Annotated in this window: 12 protein-coding genes and 2 pseudogenes; 11 read left to right on the forward strand and 3 right to left on the reverse strand. The window is 43.4% G+C overall.

The features are described 5' to 3' along the window. Positions 1-185: 185 nt before the first annotated feature. From AB4583_RS03500 to AB4583_RS03540, 9 genes and pseudogenes are all read left to right on the forward strand, one after another. Positions 186-779 (forward strand): tyrosine-type recombinase/integrase, encoded by a 594-nt coding sequence (locus AB4583_RS03500; protein ID WP_372116446.1) that lies wholly within the window; start codon positions 186-188, stop codon positions 777-779. 188 nt (positions 780-967) lie between these two features. Next, positions 968-1372 carry a DUF6088 family protein gene (locus AB4583_RS03505; protein WP_005391098.1) on the forward strand — a complete coding sequence of 135 codons (405 nt, stop codon included), beginning with the start codon at positions 968-970 and terminating at the stop codon, positions 1370-1372. Position 1373: 1 nt separating this feature from the next. Next, positions 1374-2327, forward strand: a complete 954-nt coding sequence (locus AB4583_RS03510) for a nucleotidyl transferase AbiEii/AbiGii toxin family protein (protein WP_372116448.1) — start codon at positions 1374-1376, stop codon at positions 2325-2327. Positions 2328-2346: 19 nt separating this feature from the next. Beyond that, positions 2347-3879: pseudogene (locus AB4583_RS03515) on the forward strand (type I restriction-modification system subunit M). After that, positions 3869-5122, forward strand: a complete 1254-nt coding sequence (locus AB4583_RS03520; protein WP_372116450.1) for a restriction endonuclease subunit S — start codon at positions 3869-3871, stop codon at positions 5120-5122. Before AB4583_RS03515 ends, AB4583_RS03520 begins: the two are co-directional and overlap by 11 nt. A gap of 78 nt (positions 5123-5200) precedes the next feature. Continuing rightward, positions 5201-6058: a DUF6933 domain-containing protein gene (locus AB4583_RS03525; protein WP_372116452.1), complete on the forward strand. Its 858-nt coding sequence runs from the start codon at positions 5201-5203 to the stop codon at positions 6056-6058. Between the two features lie 44 nt (positions 6059-6102). Then, complete coding sequence (locus AB4583_RS03530) at positions 6103-9381, forward strand: type I restriction endonuclease subunit R (RefSeq protein WP_372116454.1); 3279 nt, start codon at positions 6103-6105, stop codon at positions 9379-9381. After that, on the forward strand, positions 9381-10157 hold the full coding sequence (locus AB4583_RS03535) for a M48 family metallopeptidase (protein ID WP_372116456.1): 777 nt from the start codon (positions 9381-9383) through the stop codon (positions 10155-10157). The genes AB4583_RS03530 and AB4583_RS03535 overlap by 1 nt, the downstream gene beginning before the upstream one ends. 11 nt (positions 10158-10168) lie before the next feature. Further along, positions 10169-10342 carry a hypothetical protein gene (locus AB4583_RS03540; protein ID WP_372116458.1) on the forward strand — a complete coding sequence of 58 codons (174 nt, stop codon included), beginning with the start codon at positions 10169-10171 and terminating at the stop codon, positions 10340-10342. Positions 10343-10919: 577 nt separating this feature from the next. On the opposite strand, the gene AB4583_RS03545 is transcribed toward AB4583_RS03540, so the two are convergent. Next, positions 10920-11762: a hypothetical protein gene (locus AB4583_RS03545; RefSeq protein WP_017062424.1), complete on the reverse strand. Its 843-nt coding sequence runs from the start codon at positions 11760-11762 to the stop codon at positions 10920-10922. Positions 11763-12044: 282 nt separating this feature from the next. Between AB4583_RS03545 and AB4583_RS03550 the strand changes: the two genes are divergently transcribed. Together AB4583_RS03550 and AB4583_RS03555 are read left to right on the forward strand one after the other, a co-directional pair. Continuing rightward, the gene (locus AB4583_RS03550) at positions 12045-13598 is read left to right on the forward strand and encodes an amidohydrolase family protein (RefSeq protein ID WP_017062426.1); all 1554 of its coding nucleotides are present in this window, start codon (positions 12045-12047) and stop codon (positions 13596-13598) included. A 337-nt stretch (positions 13599-13935) separates the two neighbouring features. Then, positions 13936-15099: a dipeptidase gene (locus AB4583_RS03555; protein ID WP_372116461.1), complete on the forward strand. Its 1164-nt coding sequence runs from the start codon at positions 13936-13938 to the stop codon at positions 15097-15099. A gap of 1130 nt (positions 15100-16229) precedes the next feature. Here AB4583_RS03555 and AB4583_RS03560 read toward each other — a convergent pair. Next, positions 16230-16499: pseudogene (locus tag AB4583_RS03560) on the reverse strand (carboxypeptidase M32); the annotation flags it as partial. A gap of 1198 nt (positions 16500-17697) precedes the next feature. After that, on the reverse strand, positions 17698-18609 hold the full coding sequence (locus AB4583_RS03565) for a LysR family transcriptional regulator (RefSeq protein ID WP_017069525.1): 912 nt from the start codon (positions 18607-18609) through the stop codon (positions 17698-17700). Between the last annotated feature and the right edge of the window lie 125 nt (positions 18610-18734).

Genomic DNA, 18734 nt, shown 5'->3' on the forward strand with positions numbered 1-18734 from the left:
AATCGCTTGGTGATCACAAGTGCGCTGACGGGGCATGTAACACGAAAATGCCCCAAAATCCGTTAGTGCAAAGATTCCAATTCACTTTAGTCTGCAATATTTTTCAGCCCCCTAACTGCATAGCCATTCAATTTCCTCATCTAAACTTATTAAGGCCACTTCTAAAGTTAGACGGGAGGTCAATTATGTGGACGAAGAAAGGTCACTTAACTGGGCAGAAAAAGCCCTTCAAGCTCGAAGACATCTGGCGAATTCGCACTAGACTAGAAATCGAAGGCAATATCATGGAGTTGGCCCTGCTCAATCTCGCCATCGATTGTAAGCTCCGTTCTTGTGACTTGCTAAGAATGAAAGTTAGAGATATATCTTCTGGCGGCGTCATTCAAGATCGTGTTCTTTACAGCCAAAGCAAAACTGGTCGAGAGGTACAGTTTGAGATCACTTCCCGCACAGCACAATCCTTGACTCAATGGTTAATACGTAGCCAATTATCTGCACCAGATTATCTTTTCCCAAGCCCTCGCAAACAAGGTAAGCCAATGAGTTATAGCTGCTATGCCACCATTATTCGCCGCTGGGCAACTGAACTTGGCTACGATCCTTATCTTTATGGTACGCACTCAATGCGCCGTACCAAGGCGACGTTAATCTATGCTCGCACCAAAAACATTCGGGCTGTTCAGCTGTTACTTGGTCACGTGAAGCTAGATAATACAATTCGATATTTGGGGGTCGAGATAGAGAATGCGCTGAACATCTCTGAAGGGATAGACTCATAACAAGGTTAGACACTGAATTCAAATTATGTCGATCTTGAGTTGAATCAATATTGTATCTTTATTTCAATGCCTTATGCTAACTATCAACTGATCAAGTGTCGCATTTACTCATATGCATGTGCCGTATTTATTCCTATGGCAACAGGGTTGAGTTATAATCTGAACACTTAGGAAATTAGGAGGTTCAAATGACAGCCGTTGACCGTATTTATCAAAAGATAAAGCGTTCAAGACGTTATGTGTTTGAGCGCAAAGACTTTGATGGCTTTGCTAGCTACGATCAAATTGGTCGTGCGCTAAAGCAACTAGTCAAAAAAGGTGAGCTAATCAAGCTTGGCTATGGTCTATACACCAAGGCAAGGATTAACAGCTTAACGGGCAAACCCATGCCTACGAACCCTGGGGGGAGCGATGCCCTGATGCGCGAGATATTAAAGATGAAAGGCGTCGATTTTGAGATGGACAACCTATCTTTGCAAAGCCTATCAGGTGAAAGCACCCAAATCCCATCATCCGTTCAATACTCATGGAATCCCAAACAATTTAATCGCAAATTGGTTGTTGGTAACCGAGTGTTGAATTCACCGAGTTAATATGGAAAAACTAAAGCAACAGTTTCTTGAGGTTTCCGATGCACTTGAGCTCGGAAACCCTGCCATTATTGAAAAAGATTACTGGGTAGTTGCCTTGCTTTCTGAGCTAGCAGAAGTGAAGCCTGACTCTCACCAAATGGTCTTTTCTGGCGGTACAGCTCTGGCAAAGTCAAACGTTAAAATTCTGAGAATGTCAGAAGACGTAGACATTAAATTGATCCCTAAGCAAGCGTTTGATGAACTGAGCCGCGCAAAAAAGAAAGCAGTTCGTAAGGCATGCATCAACGGTATTGAACATGCGATCACTCGGTCAGAGCGATTTACGGTTGAAGCGCGTAGTGTACGTGATGAATATCGCTATGTTGAGTTGGAACTCCGATACCCGCAACAGTTTAGCCAAGCGCCATGTCTTCGCCCCATTATCAAACTGGAGTTAATGGAGACAATCCCACTGTTTGATGCAGAGCCTCGTAGCATTCAATCACTGGTCGCAGAGCTGTATAAACAACCTCCAGAAGTGAAGGCGTTTGATTGCGTTTCTATCCATGCCACGTTGGTTGAAAAAATCATATCAATGTTGCGCCGCACAATGTCAGTCAAGCGCGATGCACAGCGTAAGGATGATGCCACCCTTGTGCGCCATATCTATGATGTTTACTGCATTCTAAAGACCGAAGAACAGACAGAACACCTCGACCTGACAGCACTAACACCGTTATTTAAAATGGTGTTAGAAGAAGATCTTGAGCGTTTTGGTAATCAGCATGCAGAATTCGTCTCCAATCCAAAACAAGAACTACAACTTGGGCTGAAAGAGCTTGAAGAAAACCCAGTTTTTCGTCAACGTTTTCACGAGTTTGTAACCCCGATGGTGTTCAACACCGAACCTCATGATTTTGATACCTGTTTTGACTCTTTCAAACACGTAGCAGAGTCACTAATTAAAACAATTTAATCTATTCGAGTACCATTTCATGCCACATTCACCAATCAATCAAGATCCTCTCTACCAAGAATAAGTCAACAAAGCCGTTTGGGCTGCCTGTGACACCTTCCGAGGCACCGTAGACCCATCCATATACAAAGATTTCATCCTAACCATGCTGTTCTTGAAGTACATCTCTGACGTACACCAAGACAAATTTGATGAGCTATCAAAGCAGTTCAATGGTAACGAGCAGATGATTACGGCAATGATGTCGAAACAGTCTTTCAAAATCCCCACTGGTTCAACTTTCTGGGACTTGTATGAGGCTCGCCACGAAGCAGGCAATGGCTCTCGTATCGACCAAGCGCTACACGCGATTGAAGAAGCCAATGGCACTAAGCTAAAAAACGTATTCCAAGACATCAGCTTTAACACCGATAAGCTGGGTGATGAGAAGCAAAAGAACGACATCCTACGCCATCTATTGGAAGATTTTGGTAAGCCAACCCTAAACCTGCGCCCAAGCCGCGTGGGTTCACTGGACGTGATTGGTAACGCCTACGAATATCTCATCAAACACTTCGCTGCTGGCAGCGGTAAATCGGCGGGTGAGTTCTATACCCCACCAGAAGTTTCAGACTTACTTTCAATCATCCTAGAGCCACAGCAAGGCGATAGCATTTGTGACCCTGCATGTGGTTCAGGCTCACTACTGATGAAGTGTGGCAAGCAAGTTCAAAACAACTTTGCAGGCTCCAAGCAGTACGCCCTGTTTGGTCAAGAAGCGATTGGCTCAACATGGTCACTGGCTAAGATGAACATGTTCCTACACGGTGAAGACAACCACCGTATCGAATGGGGAGACACCATTCGTAACCCTAAGCTTCAAGACAAAGAAGGCGGCCTACTGCACTTTGACGTAGTAACAGCCAACCCTCCGTTCTCTCTCGATAAATGGGGTTTTGAAGATGCAAGTAACGACCATTTTGGTCGCTTCCGCCGTGGTATTCCACCTAAGACTAAAGGTGATTACGCGTTTATCTCGCATATGATTGAAACGTTGAAACCTCAGACTGGCCGTATGGGGGTGGTTGTGCCACATGGCGTGCTATTCCGCGCATCTAGTGAAGGTAAAATCCGTAAGCAGCTTATCGATGAAAACCTACTAGACACCGTAATCGGCCTACCTGAAAAGTTGTTCTTTGGTACAGGTATCCCCGCTGCGATCCTTATCTTCAAAAAACAGAAAGATGATAACAAGGTGCTGTTTATTGATGCCTCTCGTGAGTTCAAGTCTGGTAAAAACCAAAACCAGCTTACGCCTGAGAACATTCAGAAGATTGTTGATACCTACAAGGCGCGAGAAACCACAGATAAATACTCATACCTAGCGACCCTAGAAGAGATTGCCGAGAACGATTACAACCTCAACATTCCTCGCTATGTCGACACCTTTGAGGAAGAAGCGGAGATAGATTTGATGGCTGTGCGCAGTGAGCGTTTAGCGTTACAAAATGAGTTGGCCGATTTAGAAGCCGAGATGGCAGGCTACCTAGAGGAGTTGGGTTATGGTGCCTAATCAATATTTGCCCTCCCACCTTGGTGAGATTCCTAGTGATTGGGAACGAGTACGATTTTCAGATGTAATGAAAGTCAGACAAGGCTTACAAATTGCAATTTCAGACCGCTTGAAAGAACCGACTGAGACTGCGAAAGAGTACATTACCATTCAATCGATTAACAAAATTGAGCAAGCTAGAGAGTATGTTGAAGCACCCTCTGGGCGTGTTATCTGTACCAAAGAAGACGTATTAATGACTCGTACAGGTAATACTGGCATTGTTGTGACTGATGTAGAAGGTGTTTTTCACAACAACTTCTTTCTTATGGACTTTCAGAGAGGACGTATCGATAGAAAGTTCTTGGTAAACTACCTAAGAACGAATCGAGTTCAACACCTTATTTTGACGAAGGCGGGTGCTAGTACCATTCCAGACCTAAATCATAAAGACTTTTACTCAATTGAATTTCCATTACCCCCACTCCCAGAACAACGCAAAATCGCTAAAATCCTCTCAACATGGGACAAAGCGATTACCACCACAGAAAAGCTGATTGAAACCAGCAAGCAGCAGAAAAAAGCCCTAATGCAGCAGCTTTTAACGGGTAAGAAGCGTTTGGTTAATCCTGAAACGGGTAAGGTGTTTGAGGGGGGGTGGACATACAAAACGATAAATGAGGTAGCAACACGCATTCAGAAAAAATCTGATGGTGAAGCACACCCAATCTTAACCATCTCATCGTTATCAGGCTTTGTTACTCAAGAAGATCGATATAGCCGCTATATGGCAGGAGAAAGCGTAAAAAATTATATTTTGTTAAAGCGCGGAGAATTCGCTTACAACAAAGGGAATTCAAAAACATATCAATTTGGTTGCATTTTTGACCTAGAAAGCTTTGATACTGGTCTAGTTCCTCATGTTTATGTCTGCTTTAAGCTCAATACAGGGCTAAACCATCGATATTTTAAGTATTTGTTTGAGGCTGACTACCTAAAGCCACAACTTGGAGCATTGGTGAATACAGGAGTTCGTAATAATGGTTTGCTTAATATCAAACCTACTGAGTTTATGAACACAAAAGTACCCGTACCATGTTTTGGTGAACAAGAACGTATTGCCGATGTATTACACGCAAGCTCAGAAAACCTAAAAATTCTGAATGCTAAACTTGCCCATTTGAAGCAAGAAAAAAAGGCATTGATGCAGCAGTTGTTGACGGGTAAGCGCCGCGTGAAAGTTGATGAAGAAGTTGCCGCGTAGAGCACCTCTTCACTCTCGGCCAATGTGTGACGCAGTGCGTCACACTGTATTGCCGTTATCAAAACTAGGTATTAAACAATGTTACTGTTTAACTGCACCAAAGCCGCTGCGGACTTTTTCACCGTAAAGCGCAATGGCAAAAAAATCTCCCCACTGGAAGAACCGCCGACGGACGCTGTCAGTGGTTCTGAAGCCGTCAATGTGCTGAATACCCCTACAGCACCAATCAGTGCTTGGTTGGTGCACGCGGTAAACGTTCAACGCAAGAAAGTGCTGATCGCCATGCATGTCGAAACCCGTTATGCCATGGTGTTTGTAGGCATTCAAAAAGGGGATTGGCTCGAATTTACGAACCAACTGCTTGAACGGCTGTTTAACAACTTGCAGTTCTTTGGTGAAGAGTTCGAAATGTGCGATGAAGAGAGCTTTGAAGAGATGTTCAATGAGTTCATCAAGCTTCATCCTAAGCCTTGCTTTTGTCAACGCGGTGACCGCAGTGTACAAAGCCACATTAATGATGTTGCGTGGCAATTTGAAAATCGGGTTTATCAAGTTGGTTCTCTCCCAGACGGCCACGAAGAGTGCGCCAGCTTTGATGACTGGGTCAACAGTTTGATTCGCTCGACCAAACAAAAGAAAGATCACTTTCACCCTGACGAAGAGATGTTCATTGACTGGATGCAGACCTATAGCGAATTGGGTGACAATGAGGACAAGCTCATCCGCCAGTTATTTGGATCTCTACGCCGACAAATGATGCACGCCGAAATGGTTAAGCGTGGGATTCCCGACGACGACTATTTTGATGGGATGAATGCCGAACTCAGCCAAGCAATCCATGAGTATTATCAAGAGATTGCCCCTGACACATTCAACGAAGAGACACCCGATAACGTTATCGACTTCAATCAGGCCAAAAAACGTAAACTACATTAACAACAATAACGATAATAAAAACGAATCGACAATAAGGGACGACAATGTCAGGCAACTTACCCAACTTCCGAGAAGAACAAAGCGCGAAAATTCCAGCGTTAACCTTACTCACTAACCTTGGTTATCAGTTCATTTCACCAAATGAATGTGTGGTTAAGCGCGGTAACCTTTCTACCGTTATTTTGCCTGATGTGCTGCGTGATGTACTCAAGCACAAAACCTACTCTTTCATGGGGAAAGATCATCACTTATCGGAAGCGGCTATCGATAAAATTGTCCATGACCTTGCCAACCCTGCCATGAATGAAGGGCTGAAAGCGGCGAATGAAAAACTGTATAACGCTCTGACCTATGGCATTGGCGTGACCGAGTTTGTTAATGGCAAGAAAGCCAGCCCAACGATCAATGTCATTGATTGGGAAACCCCTGAGAACAACCAGTTCCACTTTACCGAAGAGCTAGAAGTGGAAAATGCGCATGGAACGGGTCATCGTATTCCCGATATTGTCTGCTTTGTGAACGGCCTACCTTGGGTGGTGATTGAAGCCAAGCGTCCTGACTCCTCGCATGAGGGCAAGCCGACGGTTGCCGAGGGTATCTCGCAAAACATCCGCAACCAAAAAGTCGATGAGATCCCACACCTGTTTGCCTATAGCCAATTGCTGATGTCGGTGAATGGACACAAAGGTTTGTACGGCACCTGCGGCACACCGAGTAAGTTTTGGGCGAAGTGGAAAGAAGAACAGATCACCGAATCCACATTCGCACGTCTTAAAAATACGCCACTTGCGCCAGCGCAACTTGATAAGCTATTTGCTCACCGTTCAGCCAAAGTACGTGATGAATACCTATCACTGATTGCTGGCGGTGATTTAATGGTGACAGACCAAGACCGTTTATTGGTATCACTACTTCGTCATGACCGCCTTCTGGAAATGACCCAACTCTTCACCTTGTTCGATAAAAAAGCGGGCAAAATCGTTGCCCGTTATCAGCAGGTCTTTGGCATTAAAGCATTAATTGAGCGTGTAACCTCTTTTGATGAGCAAGGCGCACGTAATGGTGGGGTTATATGGCATACCACAGGTTCGGGTAAATCGTTCACCATGGTGTTCTTGTCCAAGGCACTGATTTGGATTAAAGAACTCGCTAAATGCCGTGTGGTGGTGGTGACTGACCGTGTTGATTTAGAAGACCAACTAGCACGTACCTTTGCTTCTGGGGGAGCGCTGTCTGAAAAAGATCGTAAAACTGCCATGGCTACAACGGGTAAACGCCTTGCTGAGCAAATTGGTAAAGGCAATGAGCGTATTATCTTCTCCATCATCAACAAGTTTGGCACCGCAATAGAGCTTGATGAGTGCTACAACGACAGCCCTGACATGATAGTGCTGGTTGATGAAGGCCACCGCAGCCAAAACGGTGAAAACAACATTCGTATGCAGCAAGCCCTGCCAAAAGCCGCCTATATTGGTTTTACGGGTACACCGCTGCTGCAAGACGATAAGACTGAAAACAAGTTCGGTAAAATCATCCACTCATACACTATGCAACAAGCGGTGGAAGACAAAACCGTTACTCCGCTGCTGTATGAAGAGCGTGTGCCAGAGTTAAGTACCAATGACAAAGCGCTTGATGCTTGGTTTGATCGCATCACCGACAAGCTGACCGAAAAGCAACGCACAGACTTGAAGAAGAAGTTTGCTCAAAAAGGTCAAATCTATCAAACCGAAGGACGCATCCATTTAATCGCTCATGACATTTCTGACCATTTCCAAAACTTTAAGCGCCAAGGGTTAAAAGGTCAGCTTGCTTGTGACTCAAAAGCCTCTGCTATCCAATATAAGAAGCTTCTCGACCAAATTGGTAAAGTGACCTCGGTAGTTGCCATGTCACCGCCAGATACCCGAGAAGGCCATGATACAGTCGATGGAGAAAGCAAGGATGTGGTACAGAATTGGTGGAAAGAGAACGTACTGGATTCAGATTTTGGCCAAGATGAAAAAGCCTACACCAAGCATATCATTGAAGAATTCGGTAAAGATGACGGGCCCGATTTAATGATCGTGGTCGATAAGCTTTTAACGGGCTTTGATGAACCAAAGAACACCGTGCTTTACATCGATAAACCGCTTAAACAGCACAACCTTATCCAAGCCATTGCTCGCGTGAACCGTTTACACCAAAAGAAAGAGTTTGGTTACCTCATCGACTACCGAGGCATCTTAAAAGAACTAGATGCCACCATTGCTGACTACCAAGACTTGGCAGAGCGTACCCAAGGTGGATTTGATATTGACGATCTTAAAGGCTTATACAGCCGCATGGACACGGAATATAAAAAACTGCCTGGCTTATACAGTGAACTCTGGGCATTTTTTATTAATGTAAAAAACACCCAAGATCCGCACGCAATGGCACGGGTATTTGCGCCGAACATTGAGTATGTAGATGGTCAGCCAACAGATTTAAACCTAAAGAAACGCCAAGATTTTTATAGCACACTCACTGCGTTTGCCAATTGTTTAAAAGTCGCTCTGCAATCGGCCACCTACTTTGAAGACAAGAGCTTTGATGATAAACGCCAGATTTATAAAGACACGCTAAAAAGCATGACATCGCTGCGTAAAGTTGTTCGTGAGCAAGCAGAAGAGACCATTGATTACGACGAGTACGCTGAGAGTATTCGCACTATGTTAGACAAGCACATCGGTGGCGTTGAGATCCAAGAGTCTAAAGGTGCTTATCTGGTTGGCAATATGGGGAAGGATATAAAACCAGAAGAGCTAAGTGACGATGAGGCTCGCAATAAGAAAGATGCGATCACAGGTCGTGTCACTAAGATGATTGAGCAAGATTTAGCGGACGACCCTTACGCTCAAGAGTATTTCTCGAAACTGCTTAAACAAGCGATTCAGCAAGCAAAAGAGATGTTTGATGCGCCTGTTAAGCAATATCTCCTATTTGCTGATTTCGAGGAGCAAGTGAAAGAGCGCAAAGTCGAGGGATTACCAACAGATCGCTTCGCAGAGCTAGACCCAAAAATTAAGCGCCATGTACAAGCTTACTTTGGGTTGTTCTTAAAGCATAGCACTGAAGGTCAAGATCTTACTGAAGATCAATGCTTCAACTATGCAGTTGAGATTGACGAGAAAGTGCGCAAAGCGGTGGCAGAATTTTCAATCAATCCATCAGAGATTGAAAACCAGATCAATCTAGAGGTGCTTCCGTTACTGTTTGCCGATTTAGGGGTCGATAAAGCGCAAGTCATTGCCGAAGAAGTGGTGCAAATCACTCGCTTAGGTTTAGCAGGTCACCATTAATGGCATCAACAGTCTCTGACGAACGCAACAAAGAGGAATACAGCTTCATCTATGGAGATGAGGCTGTTCCCTATGAGGTTGTGCGCAAGCCTCACCTAGAAGGCAAGAAACGTAAAATAACCATCAAGGTTCATCCCAACTGTGAAGTCGTAGTGACATCTCCAGAAAATGCAAAGCGCGATGATATCCACCAAGCAGTAATGAAACGTGCCAAGTGGATTTATGATGCCCTGAAAGAATTTCGAGGTCATTTGGAGTATGTCCAGCCTAAACACTACGTCAGCGGTGAGATGCAGTTCTATCTTGGTCGTCGTTATGTGCTGAAGGTAGTAGAAGATGCAGATGCCTTGCCAACGGTAAAAATGACTCGCGGTAAGTTACTTGTCACCTTGACGAGGTTTAACGATGACAAAACTGCCATGGTTAAAGCTTTGGTGCGCAACTGGTACAAGGTTCGTGCTGAGCGCATTTTTCATGAACGCTTATCTGAACTACTGCCTCAAGCCACATGGGTTGATGGTATCCCAAGCTTTCGTGTACTGCCTATGACAAAGCAATGGGGAAGTTGTTCAGCTAAAGGGAACCTGATGCTCAACCCTCATCTAATCAAAGCGCCTAAAGAGTGTATTGATTACGTGATCCTGCATGAGCTTTGCCACATCGCTGAGCATAACCACAGTGACAAGTTCTGGCGCTTGCTGACCAGCGTGATGCCTAATTGGAAAGAAGTAAAAGCCCGTTTAGATGGAATGGCGGAGCTGTATTTGAATGAATAAGGATTGATGAAATGAGATGCCCAACTTGTGAAAAGCATATTGGCAGGGACTGGCTAGAAGATGAATGCATCGAACCAAACGAAGCCTTTGACTGCACACATTGCGATGAAACCCTGCGCTATGAAGTGGATGAAGGCACATACTTTGGTGCGCAGCATATAACGATTGAAGTTGTGGATGATTAGATGAAATTGAGCGTGCTCAGATGTTGAGTATCTATTCATTTTTAGTGTTTTTTTATGGTGTGGTTTTCAGGGTAAGGTATACAAGCGTTGAATATTTGCTCTAACCAATAAATGTCCAGAAACTTCTCACGCACCATTTCGTAACTCAGAAATGCCCAGAACCTTCTTAAGGCTCAGAGATTCTGTGCGGAAAGGGATTAAAGTGAGTAACCGTGTATCGGGGGGCTTAGCCTGCATGGCTATTGCAGCACCGTTGGAAATACCTAACTGATGCCGTTGAAGAAGCTATTATACTTATGTTGAAATAGACTGAATTACTAGCTGGCGGTTGTAAGCAGGTTAAGTACGTTAGGATAAAGTATAGTTGCCTTAGCCTAAAAATTTATGCAGTAACTTATGAATTTGACACTTGGTTAAAAGTATTACCATAAGTATTACCGCTCTCTTTGCGAGTTTTTTTATGGATATATATCAGCATCTTAAATAAATAATTCGGATTCCTCACTCACCGCCAAATTTAAGACCGCAGCAGTTCGCTGCGGTTTTTTTATGTCTAATTTTATCCTGCGACCTGTTATCACCAAGGAAGAGCAACAACAGGTGTGATGACCAGTCGAAGTTGATGCTCTATCCCAAACGCGTCAGGGCTTTCAATGTAGTTCCAGTATTGAAGACCAAACTTGATGGGTTTGCCACCAATGAGAGTCGTCTTAGCGAACCCAATACCAATAGGGAATGACAATTTATTTCCACTGCTCGCTTCGTGATTATAGCTCCAAGTTGGTTGCGCTTGAATTTGCCATCCATCGTCTAGATTCGCGGTATAGAAGTACTGTCCACCAGTAATACTCGCGTCGGCGTCATTGCTTCCGCCAGCGTTCCATTGATGGGTAATTAACGCCCCGATAACCCCCCAGCTTTGTACGTAGGCTAAGGCAAACTCTGGACCGAGTAAGAATTGATCGTTACCCAGTTCATCGCTTGTTGCGGTGGGCAGTGTACCCACTATCCCCCCCACGACAATCATGCCGCTCTCAAAGGTATGACCAACGGCCACATCAAAGCCGATATCACCGAGACCTGCATCTGAATTTTCAAATCTATCGCCCTTGTAATAGGGTTGGTCAAATATTAAAGGTATATTTGGTCTGATAAATAAGTTGGTTCGCTCTGCAATTGGCACAGGGAGAACAGGTTGAAAGCTCAAGCGATACCCGTTCTGACTGTTCGCTGAATTTAAGTCGCCTTGATAGTTCGTCCAATCCAAGTTAAAGGACATCGAGCCAAGCGTTGTGTTTGGGTTGGCTAGCTCTTTAGCTACCTCCTCTACATCTTGCCCCTCGTCGGCTAACACTACGATGGGAAGAGTGACAGCAAAGAAGAATATCGCGCTTAAACTTCGTAATTTAAGGTTTGGCATTTTTTTTCCCTGACGAAAACGTTGGTACATAAACGTTTAGCTATGAAGGATTATTTTGTCAAAGTTGCCTTTATAGAGAAGGGCAGCTCTGGAGCGGCAAAGTCAATAGCTGTGGGTGAGATGAGCGTAAAAGTGATTGTTTTTGAGTCACTTTCTCTTGTCACGTTAGATTTGTCTTATCAATGAGCAAAGATGAGGATCAGGTAGATAGCGTGAAATTATTGGTCTAAGATTTTTGACACGTAACACTTATAGTTCATCTCACACACACGGGATAAAATTATGAAACCACTAGAATCATTCATTAAAAAGGCTACGATCGTCGGCTTTGGCCTTATGTCACCACTTGTTATCGCCGCTAATTATGATGTTGTAATTTTGAACGGCAGAGTTATCGACCCTGAAACAAATTTCGATTCTGTTGCTAATGTCGGGATCAAAGATAATAAGATCACAGCAATAACGACCGATAGTATTTCTGGGGATAAAACTATTGACGCTACAGGTAAAGTTGTTGCCCCTGGATTCATCGACGTCCACGCTCATGGTCAAAACATTGGTGACTACAGAATGCAGGCGATGCAAGGCGTTACCACTATGCTGGAACTCGAATCTGGTGTTCTACCTATCAGTGACTGGTATGCAGGACAAGCTGAAAAAGGCTTACCATTAAACTATGGTGCAGCAGCTGGTTGGACTTACGCTCGTATTGCTACATTTAGTGAGACGGAACCCGAAGCGACCGTTGGCTATTTCCAAAAAGCTCAATCACGTAATGATTGGAAGATGGATATAGCAACACCTGAGCAAGAAAGTAAAATCATCAAGCTGATTGAGCAAGGCCTTGATGAAGGTGGCCTAGGTATCGGGATTAACGCTGGCTATGCACCGGGCCATGGTCAAAAAGAATATTATGCATTGGCTGAATTAGCCGCAGAAAGAGACGTAGCAACCTATACTCACGTTCGCTATGCCAGCAATGCCGAGCCACAAAGCTCGTTTGAAGCCGTTAAAGAATTAGTGGGCAATGCCGCTATCACTGGCGCTCATATGCACTTTTGTCATATTAACAGTACTTCATTAAAAGATATCGAAACCATCTTACCTATGGTCAATAAGGCTCAAGAACAAGGAATCAATGTTACTGTGGGCGCTTACCCATGGGGCGCAGCAAGTACTGTCGTTGGCGCAGCCATGTTTTCTGGTGAAGGCTGGCGGGAACGTATGGGTTCAACCGCTGAAAACTTTCAGCTAGGTAAAGAACGTATGACAGAAGAACAGTTGAAAGACTACCAAGAAAATAAACCTGGTACCTTTATTGTCTGGCACTTCCTAGACGAGCAAAACCCTAAAGATCTTGCTCTATTAGACGCTTCGATTCTAAATCCTAATGTGTTGATTGAATCTGACGAAATGTTCTGGATGCATATGGACGAAGACGGCCACATTGAAAATTATGCAGGTGACGAGTGGCCATTACCAAAAGATCTATTCTCTCATCCTAGATCAAATGGCACCTTTGCTAAAGTACTCAGAGTCTATGTTCGTGAGCGCGGCTTGTTAACGATGACGGAAGCACTACGTAAAATGACACTGATGCCAGCTCAATTAATAGAAGATTTTGTCCCTCAAATGAAAAATAAAGGACGAATCCAAACTAATATGGACGCAGATATCGTGGTATTCGACCCAGAAACTATCGCTGATGTGGGCACCTACCAAGATCCTAACCACCCAGCCGTAGGCGTACATTGGTTATTGGTTAACGGCAAAATCGTTGTCAACAACACACAACTAGATACAGACGTTAAAGCAGGCGAGGCCATTCGGCGTTAATTCACCTAATCAATGATAAATCAGACTATAGAAAGCGATACTCAGGTATCGCTTTTTTATCTCACCTCTTCGATAATTTCTTAAAGTGTCACATATAATACTTTTAAATGAATTTTCTAATTGAGGTAACATTTAGATAGATTTGCCAAAAATATTCGACATAAATCACGTTTTTATCATGTCATTGGGCGTAGTTTATTTATAAAAAGGTGCATAAAAAGGTGCGTACAAAGGGCTTAACACTCCGTTTGATATAAATCCGTACCTATCTTTACTTCCAAACTTCCAACATATTTATATTTTATAGAAGCTAACACTGTTAAGGAAAATTTCAAATATGGACAACAAATCTGAAATCGAACCAACTAATGATAAAGCGACAAAGTCAGGTGCACCAAAATTACCAGAATTTGAAATTAAAGATTATTCAAAAATCCCTCAACGAACACACAAATATCCTGCATCTGAACGTGCAAAAAAAATTGTTCGAGATTCTATGGCTATTGACAGCCTTTTTTCCGGTCTTTGGCCCTCTCAATGGTCTTCACCTGAAGCACCAGAATTCCATGATGAAATGGACAAGTGCAAAGCCGCTGGATTCAAGGTACTAGCAGCATGTCCTTCCGCAGACTCGTTAGATGCCTCGGTTGAAGGCATTATGAAAGGCGCTCAGTTCTACCTAAGCAAAATGAAAGAACGCCCAGACGACTATATGATGATCCGCACTACCAAAGATATTGATGAAGCGGTAAAACAAAACAAATTGGGTATTTACTTCACTCACCAAGGTACTCAAATATTTGGTGGTGATGTTGATCGCGTAGGACTATGGCGTGAGATGGGCTATGGTTACTGTTTATTGGCATATAATCAACGTAATGATGTGGGTGATGGCTGCTTCGAAATTGAGAACCGTGGTCTAACTGAATATGGAAAAAAACTTGTCGACGCTTATAACCGATACGGTATGCCTGTTGATGTAAGCCATACTGGCGAACGAACCTCCTTAGATGCGATTGAACGCAGTAGCCAACCTGTCATTTCTTCGCATTCAGGTGCGAAAGCCATTGCCGATTATCAGAGAAGCCTTTCTGACGTTGTGATTAAAGGTGTTGCGGCAACCGGTGGGGTTTGCTCAATAAATATGGTGGCTGCCTTTATGGATACATCTAACCCAGATATATTGACGACTGAACAATTATTTCGACATATTGATTATATGGTCAACTTAGTCGGTATAGACCACGTTGGCTTCGGTTCAGACTATATCCCGAACATCAATTTTACAGCGTCTATTATTCAAACACCAATGGGGCAGAACGTATTCCCTGATGGTGGCTATAGTGCCGCTGTAGGAGCAAAAGGGTTTCCTACCCCAGCACCATATCAAATTGTTGCAGCTCTAATTGATACCATGCTTGAAAATGGATACTCAGAAGAAGACTGCAGCAAGTTCTTAGGTGGCAACATGTACCGAGTATTTGATCAAGTCTGGGTATAAGAAGTTTATTAAATTTACTCAATAATTAGCACTTCTAACATCTCGTTTAGAAGTGCTTTTTTAATCGCTTCGAATGAGACTGCAGTTTATGACTGCTCCTAACTTGTTATTGTCCGTGCGACCTGAAGTCTTATGAAGCGTTGTTCACCACGCAGAGTGAACCATCTGTATCACCAGATGACCCTAAGAGCCTGAATAAAGCAGCGGCTCTGACAACGTAACGAAGCTTGGTCGTTGGGCTGAGCGGGAGCAAAATCGTGAGAGGATGTTCCTCCTGATAACCACAAAATCGGGTGAGTGCTAGGGAGTCAATATGATGAATGTAATGTGAATCCATTTAAGGCGCGTTATACGATGAAGCAGCGGAAGTGGTTAATACGCTGTAGCCAAAAGGCAACGAGAGTCGGAAAGAGATTGGACAATGCTCTTTCGTGGTCATTGTACTCTCCGCACCATTGTGGGCATCTAAGTTGACATTTTTACGCGACATACGGAACAGGGTAAGCCTGTATACCTCCCTATGGGAAAGCTACCTGTGAAGGTGGCCGATAGGTATGCAGGTAAAGGAGGTTAGAGAAAGCAAATGTCGCTTTGTAATGAAGTGGATACAGATTTCTATCTGGCGCTAAAGCGAGCTGACTTCTAACTGGTCTCCCGTTGCGAAAGAGTTTGAAGAACTTTATTGAAGAAGAAAAGCAAATGATGATTTCAAATGAAATTAGTGCATCTTCTTACAACGAACCGTGGTCTCTCAACTACTGAGTGCTCATTGGCAAGGTATTAAAGCTTCAAGTGCGTATCGCAAAGGTAATTAACACGAAGGGCTAGTGTTGCGATCAACTTTTGGTCTCGCTCTAGTCCTATAACGATTTAATTACTGGGTGTTTCACTGTGCCTTTGTGGAGGCTTGAGCCGTATGCAGTGAAAGTTGCACGTACGGTTCTGAGGAGGGTGGCACCTGGTAACAGGTGCCGTCTATCCGACAATTTCGTGCTAGTAGGTACCAGAATCTTCCGTGATTGTTAAGTTCGATGAAGGGATAAAGCCTTCGAATCAACCTAAGTATGTTTTGAAAATGAGATTAAAAAGGCTGAAGCAATAAACTGATCAGCCTCTATCAATTTTTTCCATTAAAGGTAACGGCTTCTTAGGTGGTCTTTGAAGTATTGCGCATTCAAGGTTTTACCTGTTGCGCCTTTCACCAAATCATCAGTAGTAAGCAGGCTGCCTTTGCTCCAAATGTTCGATTCTAACCAATTGAAGATAGGGGATAGGTCACCGCTTTCAATCACTGAGTTCACATCCACTGTTTTCTTCATTGAAGCCATGAACTGAGCCGCGTACATCGCACCTAATGTGTAAGGTGGGAAGTAACCGAATGCGCCGTCCGTCCAGTGGAGAATGTGACCTGCATTTTAAGGTAGTTGCGGCTGTCCAAATTCTTGCTAACGGGGCGACTTAACTCACAAAGTACGAAAAGTGGGGGCAGAGTACAGTTCTTGACTCAAACGAATTCGCTAGTTTTTGCTCTGTAAATCGCACTGAAAGAGTCACACACATACAAGGTAGTATGAGCATAGCCTTGAACAAGCCCAAAATCCTCGCTGAGAGCGTTTGAGGCGGTCTGAGGGTTGTTTTTGGTAGCTAATTTACCCATTTACCATAATAAGAATGATGAACTCCGACTTTAATTGCATGAAACGAGAGCTATCTATTTAGTTTCACTGCTGCGACAATCTTAATTTCTTACTAAACTGGAATTAGTATTGAACTAATAAAAAAGGAATAGTTATGCGAATTGTTTTTTTTGTTTTTGCTCTTTTTTTTCTTCCCTTTCATTTGGAGGTTTTAAACCAATTCACGATAAAGCCTTAGAAGAAAAAGCACTCGATGCATTAGAAGTTCACTTAGTAGCTGAAGGTTTGATAAGAGATGATGCTGAGCTAGCTCTCGCGTATGAGGAGGGAGGGAAGAGTATTTTTTTCTTTCGAGTAAGAGTGCATGAAGGTGGGGATGAGTTATATAGGGTTTTTTGCTCAAAGGCTAGGTGCCGTTTTAGTTATAACTGACAATTGAAGTTGTAGTGGTCTAATGATCCCTGACAATCACGTAAGCGACTTTTTCTATCCTTTTAATTCATGCTTTGCTTAATTGGCAATCTTGCTAAAACGGAAATGTCCAGAGGCTTCATAAGCCTGAAGCTTTACTCGTGGCGCTTTTCTTGCAAAGTGCCTGCTAGCTCAGATCTGCCCCAAATTCACTTAGATTGAATACTCTACATCGTTTAGGATGCGAACATTTTCCCTACTAAAAGTCATCCATCCTTATGAACTTTAGTTGTGAACAATTGCTATGTATCACATCAACCATTTAGTCACTTTATCTTCACGGGCTGGGGGTAAAATCACAACAAACTGTATGATATCTTTTATATTATTTAAAGGTACAGGGAAAGTGACATGACTGAAGAGATAGTCAGCTTGATACCTCACACTCCTATATAAAGGGTGTAATCCATCAAAACTCGAACTTAAAGTTAACTGAAACGAAAACAAGGCTCTAATTGAACCTTGTTAAAAAATTGGATGAGTCTATGAGTTAACGACGGAGACCGTCTTCAAATCGCTTGCGATAATTGTTTATCACGGTGATTAACGACTTTTTAATATCAACAATTTGTTTGGAATGTGGACACCAAAGCGCGAAGCCAAACTTGAAGCCCTCTAGCATCTCATCGGCTTCAACTGGCTCAATGGCATGATTGGCAAACTCAGTATTAGCGAAGGTTTTAGGCAGTAACGCCCAACCCAACCCCGCTTCGACCATCTTTATCACTAGGGCAAGTTGATCGATTGCTTCATTGTCTGAGCTGTAAATAATCTTCTCTGACATACCTTCTTCAATAAAAGATCGTAAGACAAATTGTTTGCTGTTTTTCAGAGCCACCAAGACTGCACTTTTCTCCAACCTAGATAGATCTCCACCTTTTTGAACAAAAGGGAGAAATTCGAAATGGCCAAGGAAAGTAGCATCAAAGCTATACATCGCCTGACGGTCATGCACATTGACGATACCAAAATGGTATTCGCCACTATCTATGCCTCTTTTGATGTCCTGTTTATTCCTAACAAAAAAGTTCACGCGCATTAGCGGAAAATCGCGAAGAAATTGCTGGCGGATTTCAACCAAAGCGCGATGAGGAATCACACTAGAATAAGCGATGTTGACGCTTTCTAATCCACCATAAGAGAGGCTTAGCGCCAATTTATCGAAAGTACGCGCTTGCTCGATGGTTAATTTAGCATTGTGATAAAGAAGGTGACCATCTTCAGTTGGCTCTACCGAACGCCCCACTCGTTCAAACAAACTGACCGCTAGTTGGTCTTCAAGGTTGGTAATCACCTGCCCTATCGTAGTTCGGTGCTTATTGAGTTTGACCGCGGCTTTGCTAAACGAGAGTTGTTCATAAACGGTCACGAACGCGAGAAGTTGTTCAAAACTAAAATTCATAGGTTTCGCTTCCTTTCTAGAGTGATTTACTTAAAATATGATAACTGATCTGCACCAGTGATACTGGACATTCGACTAAGCGAGTTGCCCTACTTCTGTTAATTCATGACTTACTAAATTAGATA

The organism is Vibrio sp. 10N.222.49.C12 (genome assembly GCF_041475025.1).
In the GTDB taxonomy this organism is placed as follows: Bacteria; Pseudomonadota; Gammaproteobacteria; order Enterobacterales; family Vibrionaceae; genus Vibrio; species Vibrio crassostreae_C.